Annotated in this window: 17 protein-coding genes; 8 read left to right on the top strand and 9 right to left on the bottom strand. The window is 64.2% G+C overall.

What is annotated here, in order from left to right:
- Positions 1 to 9: 9 nt before the first annotated feature.
- From nagA to AC1D05_RS17070, 4 genes are read right to left on the bottom strand one after another with little or no spacing between them, the layout of a single operon-like run.
- Positions 10 to 1,182, bottom strand: a complete 1,173-nt coding sequence (gene nagA / locus AC1D05_RS17085) for an N-acetylglucosamine-6-phosphate deacetylase (RefSeq protein ID WP_477442287.1) — start codon at positions 1,180 to 1,182, stop codon at positions 10 to 12.
- Complete coding sequence (locus tag AC1D05_RS17080; RefSeq protein WP_477442285.1) at positions 1,179 to 2,213, bottom strand: SIS domain-containing protein; 1,035 nt, start codon at positions 2,211 to 2,213, stop codon at positions 1,179 to 1,181. The genes nagA and AC1D05_RS17080 overlap by 4 nt, the downstream gene beginning before the upstream one ends.
- Positions 2,210 to 2,992, bottom strand: a complete 783-nt coding sequence (locus tag AC1D05_RS17075) for a GntR family transcriptional regulator (RefSeq protein ID WP_096452258.1) — start codon at positions 2,990 to 2,992, stop codon at positions 2,210 to 2,212. The genes AC1D05_RS17080 and AC1D05_RS17075 overlap by 4 nt, the downstream gene beginning before the upstream one ends.
- Positions 2,989 to 3,870: a glucosamine kinase nucleotide-binding domain-containing protein gene (locus tag AC1D05_RS17070; RefSeq protein WP_477442283.1), complete on the bottom strand. Its 882-nt coding sequence runs from the start codon at positions 3,868 to 3,870 to the stop codon at positions 2,989 to 2,991. The genes AC1D05_RS17075 and AC1D05_RS17070 overlap by 4 nt, the downstream gene beginning before the upstream one ends.
- A gap of 198 nt (positions 3,871 to 4,068) precedes the next feature.
- Here AC1D05_RS17070 and AC1D05_RS17065 point away from each other — a divergent pair, with 198 nt between their 5' ends.
- The 6 genes from AC1D05_RS17065 (at position 4,069) to AC1D05_RS17040 (ending at position 10,644) form a co-directional block, all read left to right on the top strand.
- Complete coding sequence (locus AC1D05_RS17065) at positions 4,069 to 5,025, top strand: N-acetylmuramic acid 6-phosphate etherase (RefSeq protein WP_477442281.1); 957 nt, start codon at positions 4,069 to 4,071, stop codon at positions 5,023 to 5,025.
- A gap of 2 nt (positions 5,026 to 5,027) precedes the next feature.
- Positions 5,028 to 6,287: an ABC transporter substrate-binding protein gene (locus AC1D05_RS17060; RefSeq protein ID WP_477442279.1), complete on the top strand. Its 1,260-nt coding sequence runs from the start codon at positions 5,028 to 5,030 to the stop codon at positions 6,285 to 6,287.
- A 252-nt stretch (positions 6,288 to 6,539) separates the two neighbouring features.
- Positions 6,540 to 7,469, top strand: a complete 930-nt coding sequence (locus AC1D05_RS17055; RefSeq protein ID WP_477442278.1) for a carbohydrate ABC transporter permease — start codon at positions 6,540 to 6,542, stop codon at positions 7,467 to 7,469.
- A 10-nt stretch (positions 7,470 to 7,479) separates the two neighbouring features.
- Positions 7,480 to 8,319 (top strand): carbohydrate ABC transporter permease, encoded by an 840-nt coding sequence (locus AC1D05_RS17050; RefSeq protein WP_477442276.1) that lies wholly within the window; start codon positions 7,480 to 7,482, stop codon positions 8,317 to 8,319.
- Positions 8,320 to 8,566: 247 nt separating this feature from the next.
- Entirely contained in the window at positions 8,567 to 9,628 is a 1,062-nt protein-coding gene (locus tag AC1D05_RS17045) for a Gfo/Idh/MocA family protein (protein WP_477442274.1), read from the top strand.
- Between the two features lie 17 nt (positions 9,629 to 9,645).
- Positions 9,646 to 10,644 (top strand): ABC transporter ATP-binding protein, encoded by a 999-nt coding sequence (locus AC1D05_RS17040; RefSeq protein WP_477442272.1) that lies wholly within the window; start codon positions 9,646 to 9,648, stop codon positions 10,642 to 10,644.
- A gap of 218 nt (positions 10,645 to 10,862) precedes the next feature.
- Here the strand turns inward: AC1D05_RS17040 and AC1D05_RS17035 are convergent, their stop codons facing one another.
- The 5 genes from AC1D05_RS17035 to AC1D05_RS17015 form a co-directional block, all read right to left on the bottom strand.
- Positions 10,863 to 11,708, bottom strand: coding sequence for a fumarylacetoacetate hydrolase family protein (locus AC1D05_RS17035; protein ID WP_477442270.1), 846 nt, complete (start codon positions 11,706 to 11,708; stop codon positions 10,863 to 10,865).
- A gap of 25 nt (positions 11,709 to 11,733) precedes the next feature.
- Positions 11,734 to 12,465, bottom strand: coding sequence for an SDR family oxidoreductase (locus AC1D05_RS17030; RefSeq protein WP_477442269.1), 732 nt, complete (start codon positions 12,463 to 12,465; stop codon positions 11,734 to 11,736).
- Between the two features lie 190 nt (positions 12,466 to 12,655).
- A complete protein-coding gene (locus AC1D05_RS17025) occupies positions 12,656 to 15,028 on the bottom strand; it encodes an aldehyde dehydrogenase family protein (protein ID WP_477442267.1) in 2,373 nt (790 codons plus the stop codon).
- A 76-nt stretch (positions 15,029 to 15,104) separates the two neighbouring features.
- Complete coding sequence (gene deoC / locus AC1D05_RS17020) at positions 15,105 to 16,151, bottom strand: deoxyribose-phosphate aldolase (RefSeq protein ID WP_477442266.1); 1,047 nt, start codon at positions 16,149 to 16,151, stop codon at positions 15,105 to 15,107.
- 188 nt (positions 16,152 to 16,339) lie between these two features.
- Positions 16,340 to 17,167: a ferredoxin--NADP reductase gene (locus AC1D05_RS17015; RefSeq protein ID WP_477442264.1), complete on the bottom strand. Its 828-nt coding sequence runs from the start codon at positions 17,165 to 17,167 to the stop codon at positions 16,340 to 16,342.
- Between the two features lie 220 nt (positions 17,168 to 17,387).
- On the opposite strand from AC1D05_RS17015, the gene AC1D05_RS17010 reads away from it, so the two are divergent.
- Positions 17,388 to 19,472 (top strand): hydantoinase/oxoprolinase family protein, encoded by a 2,085-nt coding sequence (locus AC1D05_RS17010; protein WP_477442262.1) that lies wholly within the window; start codon positions 17,388 to 17,390, stop codon positions 19,470 to 19,472.
- A gap of 16 nt (positions 19,473 to 19,488) precedes the next feature.
- Positions 19,489 to 21,231: a hydantoinase B/oxoprolinase family protein gene (locus tag AC1D05_RS17005; RefSeq protein ID WP_477442912.1), complete on the top strand. Its 1,743-nt coding sequence runs from the start codon at positions 19,489 to 19,491 to the stop codon at positions 21,229 to 21,231.
- Positions 21,232 to 21,306: the final 75 nt, after the last annotated feature.

Raw genomic sequence — 21,306 nt, 5'->3', positions numbered from 1 at the left:
GCCTAGCCTTCAGCGTGAAGCGCCGGCCTCGAACACCTTGTCGCCGCCGATCCAGACGCTTCCTATGCCAAGATCGTCCGACAGCGCAACGATATCCGCCGCCGTGCCATTGGCCAGGCGGCCAAGCCGGTGCGACTGGCCGATCGCCTGTGCCGGATAGAGCGAGGCCATGCGCAAGGCCTCTGACAAATCGACGCCAACAACGCCGTGCATGAAGCGCACGGCCGAGATCATGTCGAGATCGGCGCCTGCCAGCGTCCCGTCGGCAAGCCTGAGACTCCCGTCCCGGCGGTAGATGGTGCGGCCGTTGAGCGTGAACGAGGTCATGTCGGTGCCGATCGTCGCCATGGCGTCTGAGACCAGCACGATCTTGCCTGGTCCCTGCTTGGCTTCAAGCGCGATCCTGATGGTGGCGGGATGGACATGGATGCCGTCGGCGATCAGCCCGGCGGACAAGGTGCCGATGTCGATGGCCGTGCCGGCCAGGCCCGGTTCGCGGTTGCCGATCTGGCTCATGGCGTTGAACAGATGGGTGACCACGCTGGCGCCCGCTTCGGCGAAGATGCTGGCGGTGGCATAGCCAGTGTCGGAATGCCCAAGGCTGACGATGACGCCGGCCTTGGCCAAGGCCGCAACGCGCGCCGGTTCGACGGATTCCGGCGCGATCGTGGTGAGCAACACAGGCAGCTTCCGCCGCGCCGCGATCAGCATTGCCTGGTCGGCATCCGTCATCGGCCGGATCAATGCCGGATCATGCGCGCCTTTGCGCGCGATCGACAGATGCGGGCCTTCGAGATGCAGGCCGAGGAAACCTGGCACCTTTTGCAGCGCGGCTGCCTCGCCGGCGGCGACCGCAACAGCGGTGATGGCGGGCGTATCGGTGATCAGCGTCGCCAGCAGCGCCGTCGTGCCGAAGGGCGCATGCGCCTTGCAGATGGTCTCGATCGAGGCGACATCGGGATGGTCGTTGAGCATGACGCCGCCGCCGCCATTGACCTGGATGTCGACGAAGCCCGGCACCAGCATGCGGCCGCCAGTGTCGACAGCACGGATATCCGCGGGGATGGCGCCGGTGGGCAAAATAGCCTCGACCAGACCGTCGCGCACCACAAGTGCCGCGTCTTCGTGCCAGTCGTCGCCGTCGAAAATGCGGGCGCCGGTCAGGGCAAAGCGATCGCTCATACCGTCTCCGTCACCTTGCGAAGATTGCGCGGCGTGTCCGGGTCGAGGCCGCGGTGGCGCGCGAAGGCCTCGACGAACACGTAGAAGGAGACGATCAACGTCAGCGGATCGGTCAGAGGATGGCCAGTGGCGACATGCGGCAGGCGCGTGGCGCGGTTGGCCAGCGCTGAGGTGACAAACACTGGTGCCCCCTTGGCCGCCAGGCCGTCGGCCGCTTCGGCGACGGACGGTTCGGACGCATCGCGCGCGGCCAGCGCCAGCACCGGAAAGTCGGGGCCGATCAGCGCCAGCGGGCCGTGCATGACTTCGGCCGCGCTGTAGGCCTCGGCATGCATGCCGCAGGTTTCCTTGAACTTCAGCGCCGCCTCGTTGGCCATCGCCGCCGACGGCCCGCGGCCAAGGATGAACAGCGACTTCTGCTTCTCGATGGTTTCGGAGAGCACGCTCATCCAGTCGCAGGCGATCGCCTTGCCGAAATGCTCGGGCAGTCGGGCAAGTGCGGCAAGCAGCGCTTCGTCGCCGGTGGAATGCGCCATCAAGGCGAGGCCGGCGACGGCGGAATTGACGAAGGTCTTGGTCGCCGCGACGCTGCGCTCAGGCCCCGCCAATATGTCGATCGCATAGTCCGAGGCGCGCGCCAGCGGCGAATCGGCGGTGTTGGTGACGGCGATGGTCAGCGCGCCGCCGGCCCGCGCGGTCTCGGCCATGGCGACGATGTCGGGGCTCTTGCCCGACTGCGAGATGGCCAGGCAGGCCGAGCCGCCGAGGCGGAGCTTGCGGCCATAGATCGAAGCGATGGAGGGACCGACCGAAGCGACGGCAAGGCCCGCGGTCAGTTCGAAGGCGTATTTCATGAAGGTCGCCGCATGGTCGGACGAACCGCGCGCCACGGTGACGACAAACTGCGGGTCGCGTTCCCTGATGCCACGACCGGCCTCGGCGAGCACGGCGCCGGAGCCGTCGAGCAGGCGGGCGACGGCTTGCGGGATCTCCTCGATCTCGCGCTGCATATGGGTGGTGTTGGGGATCATGGTCGGCCCTCTTCGCTCGGCCCTGTCAGCCGCAATTCGGCGACGAAATCATAGGCGTCGCCCCGGTAGATGGAGCGGGTGAATTCGATCACCTTGCCGCTCGCCAGATAGGAAATGCGTTCGATGTGCAGGCCGGCAATGCCCGGCGGCACTTCGAGCAGCCGCGCATCGCTGTCGCCGAGATTGGCGGCCGAGATGCGCTGCACTGCCCGCACCGGCCGGTTGCCGGTCAATTCCAGCGCCGCATAGAGGGAAGAGCCGATGCCCGCCGGATCAGGCAGCACGCTGGCCGACAGCGAGGCGCGTTCGATCGCCAGCGGCGTGTCGTTGGCGATGCGCAGGCGCGCTACGCGCGCCACCAGTTCGCTTGACGACAGGCCAAGCACCATCATCTCGTCGGGCGAGGGTGCGTAGAGGCCGCGGTCAAGCCAGGCCGAGCGCACCGCCATGCCGCGCCGCGCCATGTCTTCGGTAAATGAGGTCAGCCGCGACAGCGACTGCTCGACGCGTTCCATGCGCGGCGCAACGAAGGTACCGGAGCCATGGCGCTGCACCAGTATGCCGCCCTTGACCAGGTCCTGCACGGCCTTGCGCACGGTGACGCGCGAAATGTCGGCCTTGGTGGCGATGTCGCGCTCGGACGGCAGCGCATCACCCGGACCGATTAGGCCACGATTGACGGCGTCTTCGATGCTCTTGCGCAATTGCAGATAGAGCGGCGCGCCGCTTTGCGAGGATTGCTTCAGCGTGGCGAAGATCTGGTCGGCGGCGTCGCTCATCGAGCCGCCTCCGCTGGTTTGGCGAACAGACGCGCCGCCATCTGCACCGCCCCGCCCAGTGCGTCGTCGAGCGGCGGCTTCAGCAGTGCCTGGTAGCGTGCCGACAGGCGCGGCGCATAAAGCGGCGCCAGTCCGCCGAGCAGGCAAAGCGGCGCATCATCCGGAAGGCCGAGCGCGCCGAGCGAAGCCTCGACATCGCTGACCGCCTTGTCGACGATCCAGTTGGCGACGGTATCGCCCTTTTCGGCATGCTCGAACACTTTGGGCGCGAAGCCGCCGAAATCGCCGGGCTTGGCATTGGTGGTGAATTCGACCACGTCCTCGGGATTGTTGCGGAAGGTGGCCATCATGGCGTCGGTCAGCGGCGAGCGCGCGCGCACGCCGTCATGGGCAAGCAGCGTCTGTTCCAGGAGATCGCGGCCGATGCGGGCGCCGCTGCCCTGGTCGCCGACCTGAAACCCCCAGCCGCCGATGGCGCGCGACGTGCCGTTCCTGCGCGCCATATAGGCGGTGCCGGTACCAAGGATCGCCATCGCGCCGTCACCGGAGCCGACGGCGCCTTCGAGCGCGATCTCGGCGTCGGTCTCGACGCGGCTGGTGCTGAACGGCAGGATTGCTTCGAGTTGTTGCCGGTAGGTGCCGACATTGGCGCCGGCGAGGCCGAGAATCGCCGGGGTTTGCGGGATCAGTTCGGGATCCTGTCCGGCGGCAATGAAAGCCTGCCGCGCGGCGTCGACAATGTTCGAGCGCGCCCCTGTCAGATCGGTGCGGATGTTGGCGGCGCCGCTCTTGGCACGGCCAATGACCGTACCTTCAACCGTTGCCAGGGCGGCCCTGCAGCTGGTGCCACCGCCATCGATACCGAGCACGAATTTCACGCGATTTCTCCTCCGGGCGGATAATACCAATAAAATACCAATAGCCAAGGATTAATTTCCGTTTCAAAAAGATTAAGCCGTATTTTATTGAAAATCCTCAGCATTTCGTCGGCTCAGCGATTTCCTGCCCGCGAATTCGTTAATGCATGTGGACAAGTGGTATTTTTTTGGTATTGTTCTGGTATTGGAGGAACACGGATGGCTGAAACGCGCACCGAAGCGCTTCACAGGAATGCCGAGGGGCTGGATATCCAGGCTCCGGAAGCCATCCTTGTTTCGCTGGTCGATGCGCAGATCGAAGCCGCCACGACCGTCCGCAATGCCATCCCCGCCATCGCCAGAGCAGCTGAAATCATTGCGGACAGGCTGAACCGCGGCGGCAAGCTTGCCTATGCCGCGGCCGGCAGTTCCGGCCTGATGGCGCTGGCCGACGCCCTGGAACTGCCCGGCACCTTCGGCATTCAGCGCGACCGCATCGCCATTCTGATTGCCGGCGGCGACGAGGCTTTCCACACGCTGGCCGGTGGACCCGAGGATGATACCGAGGAAGCCGCGGCGGCGGTGGCCAATGCCGGCATCGGCACGGGCGATTGCCTGATCGCCCTTTCCGCCAGTGGCACGACGCCCTATGCGGTACGCGCCATCGAGGAAGCCGCTCGTCGCGGTGCGGCCACCATCGGCATCGCCAACAACCGGGACTCGGCTCTGCTTCGCAAGGCCGAAACCGCCATCCTGCTCGAAACGCCGCCGGAAGTGATCGCCGGTTCGACGCGTATGGGCGCCGGCACCGCCCAGAAGATCGCGCTCAACATGCTGTCGACCTTGACCGCCGTCCATCTCGGCCATGTCCATGACGGCTACATGGTCAACCTCATGGCCGACAACATCAAGCTGCGCGACCGCGCCGCGCGCATCGTCGCCGCCATCAGCGGGCGCGGCACGGACGATGCGGCCCGTCTGCTCGAAAAGAGCGGCGGCGCGGTCAAGACCGCCATTCTGCTCGCCGCCGGCGCCGACAGCGCCGATGTGGCCGAGAAGATACTGGAAGAGGCCGGCCAGAAGCTGCGGCCGGCCCTTTCCGCGATCGAGGGGAGCAAGGGGCGCACTGCCTCTGTTCTCAAAACCGAACCTGAAAAAGGTCAACAGGGAGACTGAGCATGACAACGAAACTACTGACGGCACTGCTTTTGGGCACCAGCATTCTCGGCTCGGCCGGGATGGCTTCTGCCGCGGACGTAACGCTCAACATCGAAAGCTGGCGCGGTGACGACCTTGCCATCTGGAAGGACAAGCTGATCCCGGCCTTCGAAGCCAAGAACCCCGGCATCAAGGTGGTGTTCGCACCATCGGCTCCGACCGAATATGACGCGGCGCTGGGCGCCAAGCTCGCCGCCGGCTCGGCGGGCGACCTGATCACCTGCCGCCCGTTCGACAAGTCGCTTGAACTCTACAAGAAGGGCAACCTTGCCGATCTCTCGGCGCTGCCCGGCATGGAGAACTTCTCGCCGGTGGCCAAGTCCGCCTGGCAGACCGACGACGGCAAGGCGAGCTTCTGCGTGCCGATGGCCTCCGTCATCCACGGCTTCATCTACAACAAGGACGCCTTCGACAAGCTCGGCATCAAGGTGCCGACGACCCGCGACGAGTTCTTCGCCGCGCTCGACAAGATCAAGGCCGACGGCACCTACATCCCGATGGCGATGGGCACCAAGGATCTCTGGGAAGCCGCGACCATGGGCTACCAGAACATCGGCCCCAACTACTGGAAGGGTGAGGACGGTCGTGCAGCGCTGATCAAGGGCGATCAGAAGCTGACCGACAAGGACTGGGTCGCGCCGTATGAGGAACTGGCCAAGTGGAAGCCGTATCTCGGCGACGGCTTCGAGGCGCAGACCTATCCGGACAGCCAGAACCTGTTCACGCTCGGCCGCGCCGCCATCTACCCGGCCGGCTCGTGGGAAATCGGCCTGTTCAACACCCAGGCCCAGTTCAAGATGGGCGCCTTCCCGCCGCCGGTCGAGAAGGCCGGTGACACCTGCTACATCTCCGACCATACCGATATCGGCATGGGCCTGAATGCAGCTTCGAAGAACGCCGACGCCGCCAAGACCTTCCTGTCCTGGGTGGCTTCGCCTGACTTCGCCACCATCTACGCCAACGCGCTGCCGGGCTTCTTCAGCCTGAACTCCTCGCCGGTGAAGATGGCAGACCAGCTGGCTCAGGAATTCGTCTCCTGGCGCGGCAAGTGCAAGTCGACGATCCGCTCGACCTACCAGATCCTGTCGCGCGGCACGCCGAACCTCGAAAACGAGACCTGGGTTGAATCGGCCAACGTCATCAACGGCACCGACACCCCGGAAGCCGCGGCCAAGAAGCTGCAGACCGGTCTCGACAGCTGGTACAAGCCGGCGAAGTAAGAGCTCAGGCAACGGAGCCGGCTGGGCGTATGCCTGGCCGGTTCCGGATACCCTGGCTTTCAGAACAAGCCCATTCAGATAGCGATTGTCGGCACCGCCTCGCGGCCTTACCCTGACCTTACTGGGGAAAGGCTAGCTGACTTGTCGCAGGCCTTCGTCTTTGCCGCACCGGGCAAGGATGTCTGGGCCGTGCATCGAGGCATCATCTAGCATTGACACCTTTGGAACCGAGAGACGGCGGGGACCGAACTCATGGCCGCAGAAACACGACCGAAAAGACCAACCCGCTGGCACATCGGCGTCTTCCTGGCGCCGGCACTGCTCGTCTACACGGCGATCATGATCCTGCCGCTGGCCGGCACGCTGCAGCTGTCGCTGTTCCGCAACATCGAGCAGCACCAGATCTTCGTCGGGTTTGAAAACTTCCGCACCCTGTTCGGCGACCCCAACTGGTCCGTCGGGTTCTGGAACGCGCTGAGGAACAACACCTGGTTCTTCATGATCCACATGCTGGTGCAGAACCCGATCGGCGTCATGCTGGCGGCATTGCTGTCCAGCCCGAGGCTCAGATTTGCCGCCTTCTACCGCACGGCGATCTTTGTGCCGACGATCCTGTCCTTCGTCATCGTCGGCTTCGCCTGGAAGCTGATCCTGTCGCCGCTCTGGGGCGTGGCGCCGCATATGATGGACCTAGTCGGCCTGAAAAGCCTGTTCACGCCATGGCTCGGCAAGGAACAATACGCGCTGACCGCGCTCAGCCTGATCTCGGTGTGGCAGTTCGTCGGCATCCCGATGATGCTGATCTACGCCGCCCTGCTGTCGATCCCCGAAGAGGTGATCGAGGCGGCCGAGTGCGACGGCATCACCGGCCTGTCGCAGTTCTGGAAGATCAAGCTGCCGCTGATCCTGCCGTCGATCGGCATCATCTCGATCCTCACCTTCGTCGGCAACTTCAACGCCTTCGACCTGATCTACACCGCGCAAGGCGCGCTCGCCGGGCCGAACTACTCGACCGACATTCTCGGCACCTTCCTCTACCGCGCCTTCTTCGGCTTCCAGCTCCAGGTCGGCGATCCCAACATGGGTGCGGCGATCGCCACGATGATGTTCCTGATCATCCTCGGCGGCGTCTGCGTCTACCTCTTCCTCGTCCAGACGCGCCTGCGTCGCTACCAGTTCTGAGGGGCAAGAGATGAGCACCGCCACCCATTCGCTGCCCCGCACCATCGGCGCCCACGCGATCCTGCTGACCTACACCGCGATCGCGCTGTTTCCGGTGATCCTGGTGATCATGAATTCGTTCAAATCCCGCGCCGGCATTTTCGGCGCGCCGCTGACGCCGCCGACGCCGAAAACCTTCGACCTGATCGGCTACACCACGGTCATCGGCCAGGGCGACTTCATCCACTATTTCCAGAACAGCCTCGTCGTTACCGTCGCCTCGCTGTTCTTCGTGCTGCTGTTCGGCGCCATGGCAGCGTTTGCCCTGTCGGAATACCGCTTCCGCGGCAATTCACTGATGGGCCTCTATTTGGCGCTCGGCATCATGATCCCGATCCGGCTTGGCACCGTCGCCATCCTGCAATTGATGGTGGCGAGTGGGCTGGTCAACACGCTGACCTCGCTGATCCTTGTCTACACCGCGCAAGGCCTGCCGCTCGCCGTCTTCATCCTGTCGGAATTCATGAAGCAGGTGTCCGACGATCTGAAGAATGCCGGCCGCATCGACGGCCTGTCGGAATACACCATCTTCTTCCGCCTGGTGCTGCCGCTGGTACGGCCATCGATGGCGACGGTCGCCGTCTTCACCATGATCCCGATCTGGAACGATCTGTGGTTCCCGCTGATCCTGGCGCCGTCGGAAGAGACCAAGACGGTGACGCTCGGCGCACAGTTATTCCTCGGCCAGTTCGTCACCAACTGGAATGCCATTCTGGCGGCGCTGTCGCTGGCAATCATGCCGGTGCTGATCCTCTACGTCATCTTCTCGCGGCAGCTGATCCGCGGCATCACGTCGGGAGCCGTCAAGTGAGCGGAGCCCGACAAATCTACGCTGGAGCCTTCACCCCACCCGGCGCTGCGCGCCGACCTCCCCATCAAGGGGAGGTAGAAGGTCGCGGCTTCATTCACGACCGCCAAGAGGCACCTTTCGAAGCTTCTTTGGCCGTGAGGGTGTTCGCGCCAACGTCCTACCTCCCCTCGATGGGGAGGTCGGCGCGAAGCGCCGGGTGGGGTGACACCCTCTCAGAAGGAACAACTGGAATATCTGGAGTAGCCAGGTGAACTCAAAACCACCCCTTCGCGTTGTCGTCGCCGGGCTCGGCAATATGGGCCGCAGCCATGCGCTGGCCTATCACACCAATCCGGGCTTCGAGATCGCCGCACTCATCAACCGCTCCGACGTGCCGCTGCCGGACGGGTTGTCGGGCTATGGCATCAGGCGCTCCTTCGACGACGCACTGCGCGACGAGAAGCCCGATGTCGCCTGCATCGCCACCTATTCCGACAGCCATGCCGACTATGCGGTCAAGGCATTCGAGGCCGGCTGCCATGTCTTCGTCGAAAAGCCGCTGGCAACGACGGTCGCCGACGCCAAGCGCGTCGTCGCGGCGGCCAGGGCCAATGGCAAAAAACTGGTGATCGGCTACATCCTGCGCCATCACCCGTCCTGGATCAGGCTGATCGCCGAGGCGCGCAAGCTCGGCGGCCCCTACGTTTTCCGCATGAATCTCAACCAGCAGTCTTCGGGTCACACTTGGGAGACGCACAAGCAGCTGATGCAGACGACGTCGCCGATCGTCGACTGCGGCGTGCACTATCTCGACGTCATGCTGCAGATCACCGACGCGAAACCGGTCGAGGTGCGCGGCATGGGCGTGCGGCTGACCGAGGAGGTAGCGCCGACCATGTACAATTACGGCCATCTGCAGGTGCTGTTCGATGACGGCTCGGTCGGCTGGTACGAGGCCGGCTGGGGCCCGATGATTTCCGAAACGGCGTTCTTCGTGAAGGACGTCATCTCGCCCAAGGGCTGCGTGTCGATCGTCATGAAGGAAGGTGTGAAGTCCGATGACATCGACACCCACACCAAGACCTCGACCATCCGCCTGCACAGTGCAGCGACCGGCGCTGACGGCAAGTTCGCTAAGCAGGACGAGATGCTGTCGATGGCAGGCGAACCCGGCCACCAGGACCTCTGCGACCTCGAACAGGCCTTTGTGCTGAAGGCGATCCGCGAGGATCTGGACCTCACCAAACACATGGACGACGCGGTGAAATCGCTCGCCGTCTGCCTTGCCGCCGACGAGAGCGTGCGCAGCGGCGCAGCCGTCAAACTCTAGAGCTAGGAACAAATATTGTGGGCTCGCTGAAGATCGAGAATGTGAAGAAGGCCTTCGGGCCGGTCGAGGTGCTGAAGGGCATCAACCTCGAAGTGAACGATGGCGAATTCGTCGTCTTCGTTGGCCCGTCGGGCTGCGGCAAGTCGACCTTGCTGCGGGTCATCGCCGGGCTGGAGGATTCGACCTCGGGCCAGGTGGTCATCGACGGCGCGGATGTCTCGGCCACGCCGCCGGCCAAGCGCGGCATCGCCATGGTGTTCCAGACCTATGCGCTCTATCCGCATCTGACGGTGAAGAACAATATGGGCCTCGGGCTGAAGCAGGCCGGCACGCCGGCCGCCGAGATCGAACGCCGCATCGGCATCGCCTCGTCGATGCTGTCGCTGGAACCTTATCTGGAGCGGCGCCCGGCGGAGCTCTCCGGCGGCCAGCGCCAGCGCGTCGCCATCGGCCGCGCCGTGGTGCGCGAGCCCAAGCTGTTTCTCTTTGACGAGCCCTTGTCCAACCTCGACGCCGCACTGCGCGTCAACACGCGGCTGGAAATCGCGCAGTTGCACCGCCGGCTGAAGGCAACGATGATCTACGTCACCCACGACCAGGTCGAGGCGATGACGCTGGCCGACAAGATTGTCGTGCTCAACGCCGGCCGGATCGAGCAGATCGGCGGTCCGATGGAGCTCTACAATTCGCCGGCAAACGAATTCGTCGCTGGCTTCATCGGCTCGCCCAAGATGAATTTCGTCGATGGCGCGCGTCTTGGCGAAACGGCCAAGACCATCGGCGTGCGGCCGGAGCATCTGACCGTCGATCCGAAATCAGGCGCTTGGAAAGGGACAGTGGTGCATGCCGAGCATCTCGGCGCCGACACCAACCTCTATCTCGACTGCGAGAAGGCCGGGCTGATCACCGTGCGCATCTTCGGCGTCTACGATGCCGAGCCGGGGGCCACGCTTTATGCGACGCCGGATCCGGCTAAGACCTATCGATTTGACGCGGACGGGAAGACGATCAAGTAGCGCGGGATCGCGCTCTTCCTTCCCCCCCTTGTGGGGGAAGGTGGATCGGCGCGCAGCGCCGAGACGGATGAGGGGTGTTCCAGCGGAGTGAGACGTAAAAAGATCGAAGGATTCTAAGCGCTTACTTCTGCAAAGCCGAAATCCTTCGCGCACCCCTCATCCGACCTCGCTTCGCGAGGCCACCTTCTCCCACAGGGGGAGAAGGTAAGAGCTGCCGCCTACAAATCCGCCTTGAACGTCTGCTTCTGCTGACCCAAGCCCTCGATGCCCAGTTCCACCACATCGCCGGCCTTCAAGAACACCGGCGGCTTCATGCCGAGACCGACACCAGGCGGTGTGCCTGTCGAAATAATGTCGCCGGGGTGCAGCGACATGAACTGGCTGAGATAGGAGACCAGGAAGGCGACGCCATAAACCATGGTCTTGGTCGAGCCGTTCTGCATGGTCTTGCCGTTGACGGTCAGCCACATTTTGAGGTTCTGCGGGTCGGCCACTTCGTCCTTGGTTACCAGCCAGGGACCGGTCGGGCCGAACGTGTCGCAGCTCTTGCCCTTGGTCCACTGACCCTGGCGCTCGGCCTGGAAGGCGCGCTCGGACACATCGTGGGCAACGGCATAGCCGGCGACATAATCGAGCGCATCGGCTTCGCTGACATACTTCGCCGTCTTGCCGATCACCACGGCGAGTTCGACTTCCCAGTCGGTCTTTTCAGAGCCGCGCGGGATCAGCACGTCATCGTCCGGCCCGACAATTGCCGAGCTTGCCTTCATGAAGATGATCGGCTCCGGCGGCACGGTGGCGCCGGTCTCGGCGGCATGGTCGGAATAGTTGAGGCCGATGCAGATGAACTTGCCGGTGCCGGCAACGCAGGCGCCGAGGCGAGGCTTGCCGGAAACCGCCGGCAGCGACTTCGCATCGAGCTTGCCCAGCATCTCCAGCGAGGCCGGATGAAGCACCGTGCCGGCAATGTCGGCGACATGGGCGGAGAGATCGCGGATCGTTCCATCCGCATCGAGCAGGCCGGGACGTTCGCTCCCCACCTCGCCATAGCGCAGCAGTTTCATAGATACTCTCCTCAGTCAGATTGGTTCAGATCGACCAGCCGCCGTCGATATTATAGGCCTGTCCGGACGTATAGGTGGCGCCGGCCAGATAGACGGCGAGATCGGCGATTTCCTCAGGCGTGCCGAGCCGGCCCATCGGCTGGCGGGCGATGAAGGCGGCGCGGGCGGCTTCATAGTCGCCTTGCGCATGCATGCGGTCCTGCAGCGACGGGCTTTCGACCGTGCCGGGGCAGATGGCGTTGCAGCGTATGCCCTTGCTGACATAATCGGCGGCAATTGCCTTGGTCAGGCCGATCACCGCGGCCTTGGTGACGCCATAGGCGAAGCGGTTCGGCACGCCTTTGCCGGCGCCGGCGACCGAAGACATGTTGATGATCGATCCATCGCCGCGCTCCAGCATGCTGGGCAGCACCGCACGTATGGTGCGGATCATGGCGCGGACATTGAGGTTGAAGGCGAAATCGAGGTCGCCATCCTTCATTTCTAGGATCGAGCCGGAATGGACGAAACCGGCGCAGTTGAACAGCACGTCGACGCGGCCGATCTCGGCAAAGGCGGCATTGACCGCCTCGTCGTTCAGCACATCCAGCTTGCGGGTCTTGATGTCAGACCCCTTGGCGAGTTCGGCGAGAAGCGTCTCGTTGATGTCGGTGGCGTAGACCGTGGCGCCAGCCTTGGCGAAGGCCAGCGCGCTCGCCTTGCCGATGCCTTGCGCCGCTGCCGTGATGACAACGACCTTGCCTGCCAGATCCGCCATGCCTTTTTTCCTCGCCTGCTTGGGTCAACTGCCTTTATCGGCGACCGGCGAAGGCGTCATGTGCCAGTCAGGCTCGATTGTGCGGCCTGTGTCGCAGCCAGTTCACTGATAAAGATGTTTTTTCTCGTTAAAGAACATGCGTCCGGGCGTCAAGCCCGAACACGATCACCATTGCGACAGCCTGGAAATGTCAGTCGCCGTAAGGCACCCAGACATTCTTCACCTCGACGGCGCGGCGCAGGAAAGCATCGCCGGCCGCTTCGTCGGATGCCCAATCGAGGCCGCGGCCATTGCCGCTCCAGACGCGCTTGAGGTTGCCGATGGACTCGGCTTCCGCCTTGGCGCAGGTGTCGGCATCGGCGAATATCCAGAGCCCGTCGACATCATCATGCTTGGCCAGTACGCCGGCAAGTTCGGCGGTGCGGCCGGTGACGATGTTGATCGCGCCGGCCGGAACGTCGGAATATTCGATCACCTGATAGAGATCGGTGGCGAGGAGCGGATAGCGCTCGGACGGCACGGCGACCACCGTGTTGCCCATGGCCAGCGCCGGCGCGATGAGCGAGATCAGCCCGAGCAGCGGTGAAGTATCCGGCGCGACGATGCCGACGACGCCGACCGGCTCGTGCAGCGCCAGCGTCACGGCGCGGGCCGGAGGCTGGTGCACGCGGCCCTCGAACTTGTCGGCAAGGCCGGCATAGAGGAACAGCCGTTCGATCGATTGGTCTACTTCTTCCCGCGCGGCCTTGGGCGTAGCGCCGGTCAACTCGGTCAGGCGGAGGGCAAACTCGCCGGCCCGGCCGGAAAGGTTCTCGGCCAGATAGTAAAGCACCTGGGAGCGATTGTAGGCGGTCGCTTCCGGCCAGCTTTTGCAGGCGCGAGCGGCAGAGACGGCGTCGCGGATGTCCTTGCGGCTGCCGAGCCCGACTTCGCCGGCCAGCTTGCCCTTGGCGGTGGCGACGGCGAGTGAATAATTGCCGTCCGGGCGCACCTGCTTGCCGCCGATGAACAGTTTTGCCGTGCGGTCGATTGCCCCACCATCGGCCTGCTCGACAGGTTGCGCCGAGAGCGTCGCCGGCTTGATCACAGGACCGAGCGGCAGTTTTGCCGTGAGATACTCGAACATGCCTTCGCGCCCGCCCTCGCGGCCGAAGCCGCTTTCGCGATAACCGCCAAAACCGCAGGCGGCGTCGAACATGTTTGTGCCGTTGACCCAGACGACGCCGGCCTTCAGCTGTGGCGCGACATGCAGCGCGAGGTTGACGTTCTCGCTCCACACGCTCGCCGCAAGGCCGTAGCGTGTGTTGTTGGCAAGCTCGATCGCTTCCTCGGTGTTGCGGAAGGTCATGGTCGCCAGCACAGGGCCGAAGACTTCCTCTTGGGCAAGGATATTAGCCGGCGAAACGCCGGTGGCGAGTGTCGGCAGATGGTAATAGCCGGAGGACGGCAGCACCGCATCCGGCTGCCAGCAGACGGCGCCCTGTTTGGCGCCTTCGGCGACCAGACCCTTGACGCGGTCGAGCTGTGTGATGTCGACCAGCGGGCCGATATCCGTATTCTTGTCGAGCGGGCTGCCGACGCGCAACCGGCTCATCCGCATCTTGACCTTGGCGATCAGAGCATCGGCGATGCCTTCCTGCACCAGCAGCCGCGAGCCGGCGCAGCAGACCTGGCCCTGGTTGAACCAGATGCCGTCGACCAGGCCCTCCACGGCGCTGTCGAGATCGGCATCCTCGAAGACGATGAAGGCCGATTTGCCACCAAGCTCCAGCGACAGTTTCTTGCCCGACCCGGCGGTTGCCTTGCGGATGATCTTGCCGACTTCCGAAGAGCCGGTGAAGGCGATCTTCTGGATACCGGCATGGTTGACGATGGCCGCACCGGCCTCCGGTCCGCCGTGAACAATGTTGACGACGCCCTTCGGCACGCCGGCGCGTTCGCAGATTTCGGCGAACAGAATAGCGGTCAGCGGCGTGAACTCGGCCGGCTTCAGCACCACCGTGCAGCCGGCGGCGAGGGCCGGCGCGATCTTCCAGGCCAGCATCAGCAGCGGGAAATTCCACGGGATGATCTGGCCGACGACGCCGACCCCCTTGTGACCGGGAAAATCCTTGTCCAGCGCCTGCGCCCAGCCGGCATGGTGGATGAAATGGCGAATGGCCAGCGGCACGTCGATGTCGCGGCTTTCGCGGATCGGCTTGCCATTGTCGATGGACTCCAGCACCGCGAACAGGCGCTGGTGCCGCTGCATGGCGCGGCCGATGGCATAGAGCACTTTTGCCCTGGTGTAGCCCGAGGACGCCGCCCATTTCGGCAGCGCCTTGGTCGCGGCCGCAACCGCCGCATCGATATCTGCGGCACTGGCGTCGGACACCATGGCCAGCAACTTGCCGGAGGACGGCTCGCTGGTCTCGAAAGTCTTGCCGCCGGTGGCGGCTTTCCAGCCACCGTCGATGAACAGCGCCTTGCCGAAATCGCGCGCGGCAAGCCACGCATCGGTCTCGTTGCGGGCTTCCGGCGCCGGGCCGTATTCCATGGCGTGATAGCGGTCGAGAATGTTCATGGGGTGCCTCCTTTACCCTCCCCCTTGTGGGGAGGGTCGATCGGCGAAGCCGATCGGGGTGGGGGTAATTGGGTGCTCAAGCCATTGCGTGGCGGTGATTGGCCGAATAGTGCCCGGTCAAATGGTGCTCGAGCTGGCGCTCGATGTCGGTCAAAAGGCTCGACGCGCCGAAGCGGAACAGTTCGGGCTCCAGCCATGGCCGGCCGAGCTCTTCCTTCATCAGCACCAGCCAGTCGAGCGAAGCCTTCGCGGTGGAGATGCCACCGGCCGGCTTGAAGCCGATGAGATAGCCGGTTTCCTCGAAATAAGCCCTGATGGCACGCACCATGGCGAGGCCAACGGGCAGCGTCGCGTTGACGCTTTCCTTGCCGGTCGAGGTCTTGATGAAGTCGGCACCCGCCATCATCGCCACCATCGAGGCCAGCATGACATTGCGCAGCGTGGCAAGGTCGCCGGTGCCCAAAATGACCTTCAGATGCGCGTCACCGCAGGCGGCGCGCATCGAGACGATCTCGTTGTAAAGCTCCCGCCATTTGGCGCCGAACACCAGGCCGCGCGGAATGACGACATCGATCTCGTCGGCGCCATCGCGCACCGAAGCCTCGATTTCCTGCAGGCGGGTCGACAGCGGCGCCAGGCCATGCGGAAAGGCGGTGGAGACGGCGGCGACATGAATGCCGGTGCCGCGCACGGCGTCGACGGCCGTGGCGACGAAGGGATGGTAGACGCAGACCGCGGCCGGCCGGATGGTTTCGCCTGATATGCCGAGCCCCTCGACGATGTCGCGGCGGAACGGGTTGATCGCCTTGGCGCAGAGCCGACGCACGCGCTCCTCGGTGTCGTTGGAATTCAGCGTCGTCAGATCCATGCAGGCGACGGCGCGCAGCAGCCAGGCCGCCTGGTTGTCGGCCTTGATCGAGCGCCGCTTGGTCAGGCTGGCGACACGGCGCTCCAGCGCCGAGCGGTTGACGCTGCGCACCGATTCCATGAAGCCGAGATCAAGCTTCATGCCGGGATTGCGCGCGATGCGATGGTCCAGCGGGACCGCGGTGTTGGCGGCGGCACGCGCGGGCAGCGGCGTCACCTTCGTGCCAAGATCGGCTTCGCGGATTGTGCTGCTCATATCCTGCCCTTTCATTCAGCGACTTGCGCTTGATGTCTTGACGCACGTCGTTTCCCGACACGCACAAAGATAGCCCGTGAAGTCGCGCTTCACGAGTCCTCAAGCGAGGGATAGCTGAAAAAGGCCGCAAAAGCAGCTAGTTTTTGACCGTATGGTCAAAATGGGATCTTGACGCGTCCGCGTTCGGCTCAGCCGACGAAAGCGCGCTCGACCACGAATGTCGCCGGGTGGCTGAGCGAACCTTCCTGGAAACCGAGGCTTTCGGCGAGTTCCTTGACGTCCTTGAGCATATGCATCGAGCCGCAGATCATGATGCGGTCGGTCTCGGGATTGAGCGTCTCGATGCCGAGATCGGAATAGAACTTGCCCGAACCGATCAGCGCCGTGATGCGGCCCATGCAGGCCGACTCTTCGCGGGTGGTCGAATTGTAGAGCGTGACACGGCCAGCGGTCAGTTCGCCGATCAGCGGGTCGCTTTCGAGTGCCGCCACCAATTCCTGGCCATAGGTCAGCTCGGCATTGTCGCGGCAGGTATGGGTCAGGATCAGCTGATCGAATTTCTCATAGGTGTCGGGGTCGCGCAGCAGGCTGGCGAAGGGCGCGATGCCGGTGCCGGTCGAGATCATGAACAGCCGCTTGGCCGGGGTCAGCGCATCGACCACCAGCGTGCCCGTCGACTTCTGGCGCATGATGACGGTATCGCCAACCTGGATCTTCTGCAGTTCCGAGGTCAGCGGGCCGTCCGGCACCTTGATCGAGAAGAATTCCAGCTCTTCGTCCCAGGCCGGGCTCGCCACCGAATAGGCGCGGTAAACCGGCTTTTCGGCATTGGGCAGGCCGATCATGACGAACTCGCCGGAGCGGAAGCGCAGCGACTGCGGGCGGGTGATGCGGAACGAGAACAGCCGGTCGGTGTAGTGCTTCACCGAGACGACGGTTTCGGCATAAACGTTGGCCGGAATCGGAAATTCCAGCGGGCGGGCGCCGGCGGTGTTGAGAGCGGATGTGGTGTTCATCAAATCCAACCTTCTGGCCCAACCGAGGACGCGGGCGCCAAACTTTCACCTGCGCGCCCGGACCGTTCAGGTCCCGGCGTGCTGTTCGCACACTCCAAAGCGGTAAGCTCTTGTGTCCGGAATTTATTAGTATACAAACGATATTTGCGTCAAGATGCTACCTTAAAACAGCTTTCCAAACTGACGCATATCCGTAGTCTCAGCGTTTCGGGTTTCGACGATGAAAGAGAATTTTCTAGCGCAGGCGCGCGATTCCCTGGGAAATGTCGTTGCCGGCATCGATGTCGGCGGAACCTTCACCGACCTGCTTCTGATCGACGGCAAGGACGGCGGCAAGGTGCATATCGCCAAGACGCCGACCACGGTCGACAACCAGGCCTTCGGCGTGGTTTCGGCGCTCGGCGCCACCGGCTTTGCCATCGACGGCATCGACCTCATCGTGCATGGCACGACGACCACCACCAATGCGGTGCTGGAACGCCGGCTGGCCAAGACCGGCATGATCACCACGCGTGGCTTTCGCGACGTGATCGAGCTCGGCCGGCGCACCCGGCCTCAAGCCTACGGCATGACCGGCAGTTTCGTGCCGATCATTCCGCGCAATCTCCGGCTCGAAGTGTCGGAGCGCGTCGAGGCCTCGGGTGCGGTGCGCACGCCGCTCGACGAAGCCGAGATGCGCGAAGGGGTGAAGACGCTGATCGCGGCCGGTTGCGAATCCCTCGTCATCCATTTCCTGCATTCCTACGCCAACCCCACGCATGAGCGCCGCGCCGCCGAAATTGCCGCCGAGCTCTGGCCGAACAGCTACATCACTTCAGGCCATGCGCTGCTGTCGGAAGCGCGCGAATTCGAGCGCGGCGTCACCGCGTCGGTCAACGCCTCGGTGCAGCCGATCCTCGAACGCTATGTCGAGCGGCTGCGCAAGGAATTGGCCGCCAAAGGCTATGCCCGCGACTTCCTGATCATGAACGGCAATGGCGGCATGATCTCGGCCCGCTTCGTCACACGTGAATCGGCCAAGACGGTGATGTCCGGCCCGGCCTCGGGGGTGATCGCCGCCGCCTATACCGGCAAGCGCGCCGGCTTCGAAAACCTCGTCACCTATGACATGGGCGGCACCTCGACCGACGTGGCCCTGATCCGCAACGCTGAGCCGGCGGTGTCGAACGAGATCGAGATCGAATACGCCATGCCGATCCACGTGCCGATGGTGGCGGTGCACACGGTCGGCGCCGGCGGCGGCTCGATCGCCCGCGTCGATGCGGCCGGCCTGATCCAGATCGGCCCGGAAAGTGCCGGCGCCAATCCCGGCCCGATCTGCTACGGACGCGGCGGCCTGGAGCCGACCATCACCGATGCCAATCTGGTGCTCGGCCGGCTGGCGCCGAAGAAGCTTTTGGCAGTTGAAAACCCGGTCACATCAGAGCACGTCACCGGCATCTTCGAAGACAAGATTGGGAAGGCGACCGGCCTGTCCGGCGTCGAGGCGGCGGGCGCGGTGCTCAGGCTCGGAAACATGAAGATGGCCGGCGCCATCCGCATGGTCTCGGTGTCCCGTGGCCACGACCCGCGCGATTTCGCCTTGTTCGCTTTCGGCGGCGCCGGGCCTTTGCATGCCACTGCGCTGGCGCGCGAGCTCGGCCTGCCGCGTGTGTTGGTGCCGGCGCGGCCCGGTATCACCAACGCGCTCGGCTGCGTCGTCGCCGATCTGCGCCATGACTTCGTCAACACCATCAACCAGCCGGTTGCCGTGCTTGATGAAACTCAGCTCCATGCGGTATTGGAACGGCACCGAAACGAGGGCGAGGAGCTGATCGGCAAGGAAGCGGTGAAGCCGGAAACGATCCGCGTCACCCACTCCGCCGACATGCAGTTCGTCGGCCAGACGCACATTATCAACGTGCCGCTGCCATCCTCGTCGGTGACCCGGCAAGAATTGCAAGCCCTGTTCGAAAAGGCCTACTTCGCCCGCTTCAAGGTCGAGCTGCCGGAAATCCGCGCCAACCTCGTCAACCTCAACACTTCGGTCACCGGCGTGCGCCCCGCGATCGACCTGTCACGCCTGATTGACCCGGCCGGGCGTGCCAAGACGCTCGACGAAGCACGGCGAGAGATCCGGCCGGTCTGGTACGCCGGGCGCTGGCACGACACGCCAGTGTATGCGCGCGAAAAACTGCCACTCGATGCGGTCATCGAAGGCCCGGCGATCCTCGAACAGATGGACGCCACCACCGTGCTGGAACCCGGCGACCGCGCAAGATCGGACGCCGACGGCAACATCATCATCGACATTGGCGAGGCCTGAGATGCCTGACATTGATATGGCAAAGCTCGACGCCATCACGCTTTCGGTCCTCCAGGCGGCTCTGCAGCAGGTCTGCGACGAAATGGACCTGACCTTTTCCCGCGCTGCCTTCTCGCCTGTCATCGCCGAGGCCAATGACCGTTCCGACGGCATCTATTCGGCTGTCGATGGGTCGCTGATCGCGCAAGGCAGCCAGGGCCTGCCGGTGTTCGTCGGCGTCATGCAGTATTCGACCAGGACGGTGATCGAGATGATCGCCGACGGTCGCTGCCTGGCGCCGGAGCCCGGCGACATCTACATCGTCAACGACCCCTATCTCGGCGGCACCCACCTGATGGATGTCCGCTTCGCCATGCCGGTTTACCGGGACGGCAAGATTTTCTGCTGGCTGTCCAACACCGGTCACTGGCCGGACATTGGCGGCTCGGTGCCGGGCGGCTTCTCGGCCTCGGCGACTGCGGTCGAACAGGAAGGCCTGCGGCTGCCACCGGTGAAACTGTTCAAGAAGGGCGTGCTCGATCCCGAGATCTACGCCATCATCTGTTCCAACATCCGCGTCGCCGACCAGCGCATCGGCGACATCAGGGCCCAGGCCGCCGCGCTGCTGATCGGGCAGGACCGGCTCAATGGAATCCTGGATCGTTACGGAGATGAAACGGTAGTCGAGGCAATCGCCGAGCTGCGCCGCCGCGCCGCCGAGCAGATGCGCGCCAACATCGCGGCCATCCCCGACGGCACCTATAGCTCCAAGGCCTTTGTCGATTCCGACGGCGTCGTCAACGAACCGCTGACGATCGCGCTCGCGGTCGAGAAGCAGGGCGATACGCTGACCTTCGACTTTACCGGCTCGTCGAAGCCTTGTGCCGGGCCGATGAACAGCGTGCTGGCGACGACGCTGTCGTCGGTCTACCTCGCCATGCGCCACATCTTTCCGGATGTGCCAATCAGTGCCGGCGCCTTTGAGCCGCTGATCGTCAAGCGGCCGGAAGGCACCTTCCTTGACGCCAAGTATCCGCGGCCCGTGTCCGGCTGTGCGGCCGAAGTGTCGCAGCGCATTGCCGAAGCCGTGTTCGCCGCCATGGTGCAGGCGCTGCCCGACAAGGTGACAGCGGCACCCGCCGGCTCCAGCGGCAATTTCGCGCTTGGCGGCAACGATCCGGCGCGGGGCCGCGATTACGTCATGTACCAGATCTCCGGCGGTGGCTATGGCGGCAATTCGGGCCATGATGGCCTGACCAATGGCTGCTCGACCATCGGCATTTCCAAATCGCCGCCGGTCGAAATCATGGAACAGGCCTTTCCGGTGCTCTACCGCCACTATGCCTTGCGCGAAGGCTCCGGCGGCGCCGGCAAGCATCGCGGCGGCTTCGGCCTCGCCTATGAGGTCGAAATCCTGCGCGGCGATGCGCGCGCCTCCTTCGTCATGGATCACGGCCGCTTCGGCCCGCAAGGCGCGCTTGGCGGCAGCGATGGCGCGGTGAATACCGTCACCGTCTTCCGCAATGGCGAGGAACATGTGCCGCCACACCTCTCCAAGGAGCAGGACATCCCGCTGAAAGCCGGCGACCGCGTGCGCGTCGGCACGCCGGGCGGTGGCGGCTATGGCGATCCGCGTGAGCGTGATGCCGATCAAGTGCAGCGCGATGTGGCGTTGGGATACTACACGGCGGCGGAAGCCAGCGAGAAGTTTGGCGTGATCATGTCGGCGGGTGACCTCGCAATTGACAGGAAGGCGACGGACAAGCAGCGCGCCGGCTAAACACCGCCACTCGCCATGGCGCGGATCGCTCACCGCGCCGTGATCGCCGCAGCACATGTCGTTTCCGTCTCCGCC

Source organism: Mesorhizobium sp. P2_E9 (genome assembly GCF_056403815.1).
The sequence above is the reverse complement of the archived record's forward strand: the minus strand, read 5'-3'. Positions and strand labels throughout refer to the sequence as shown.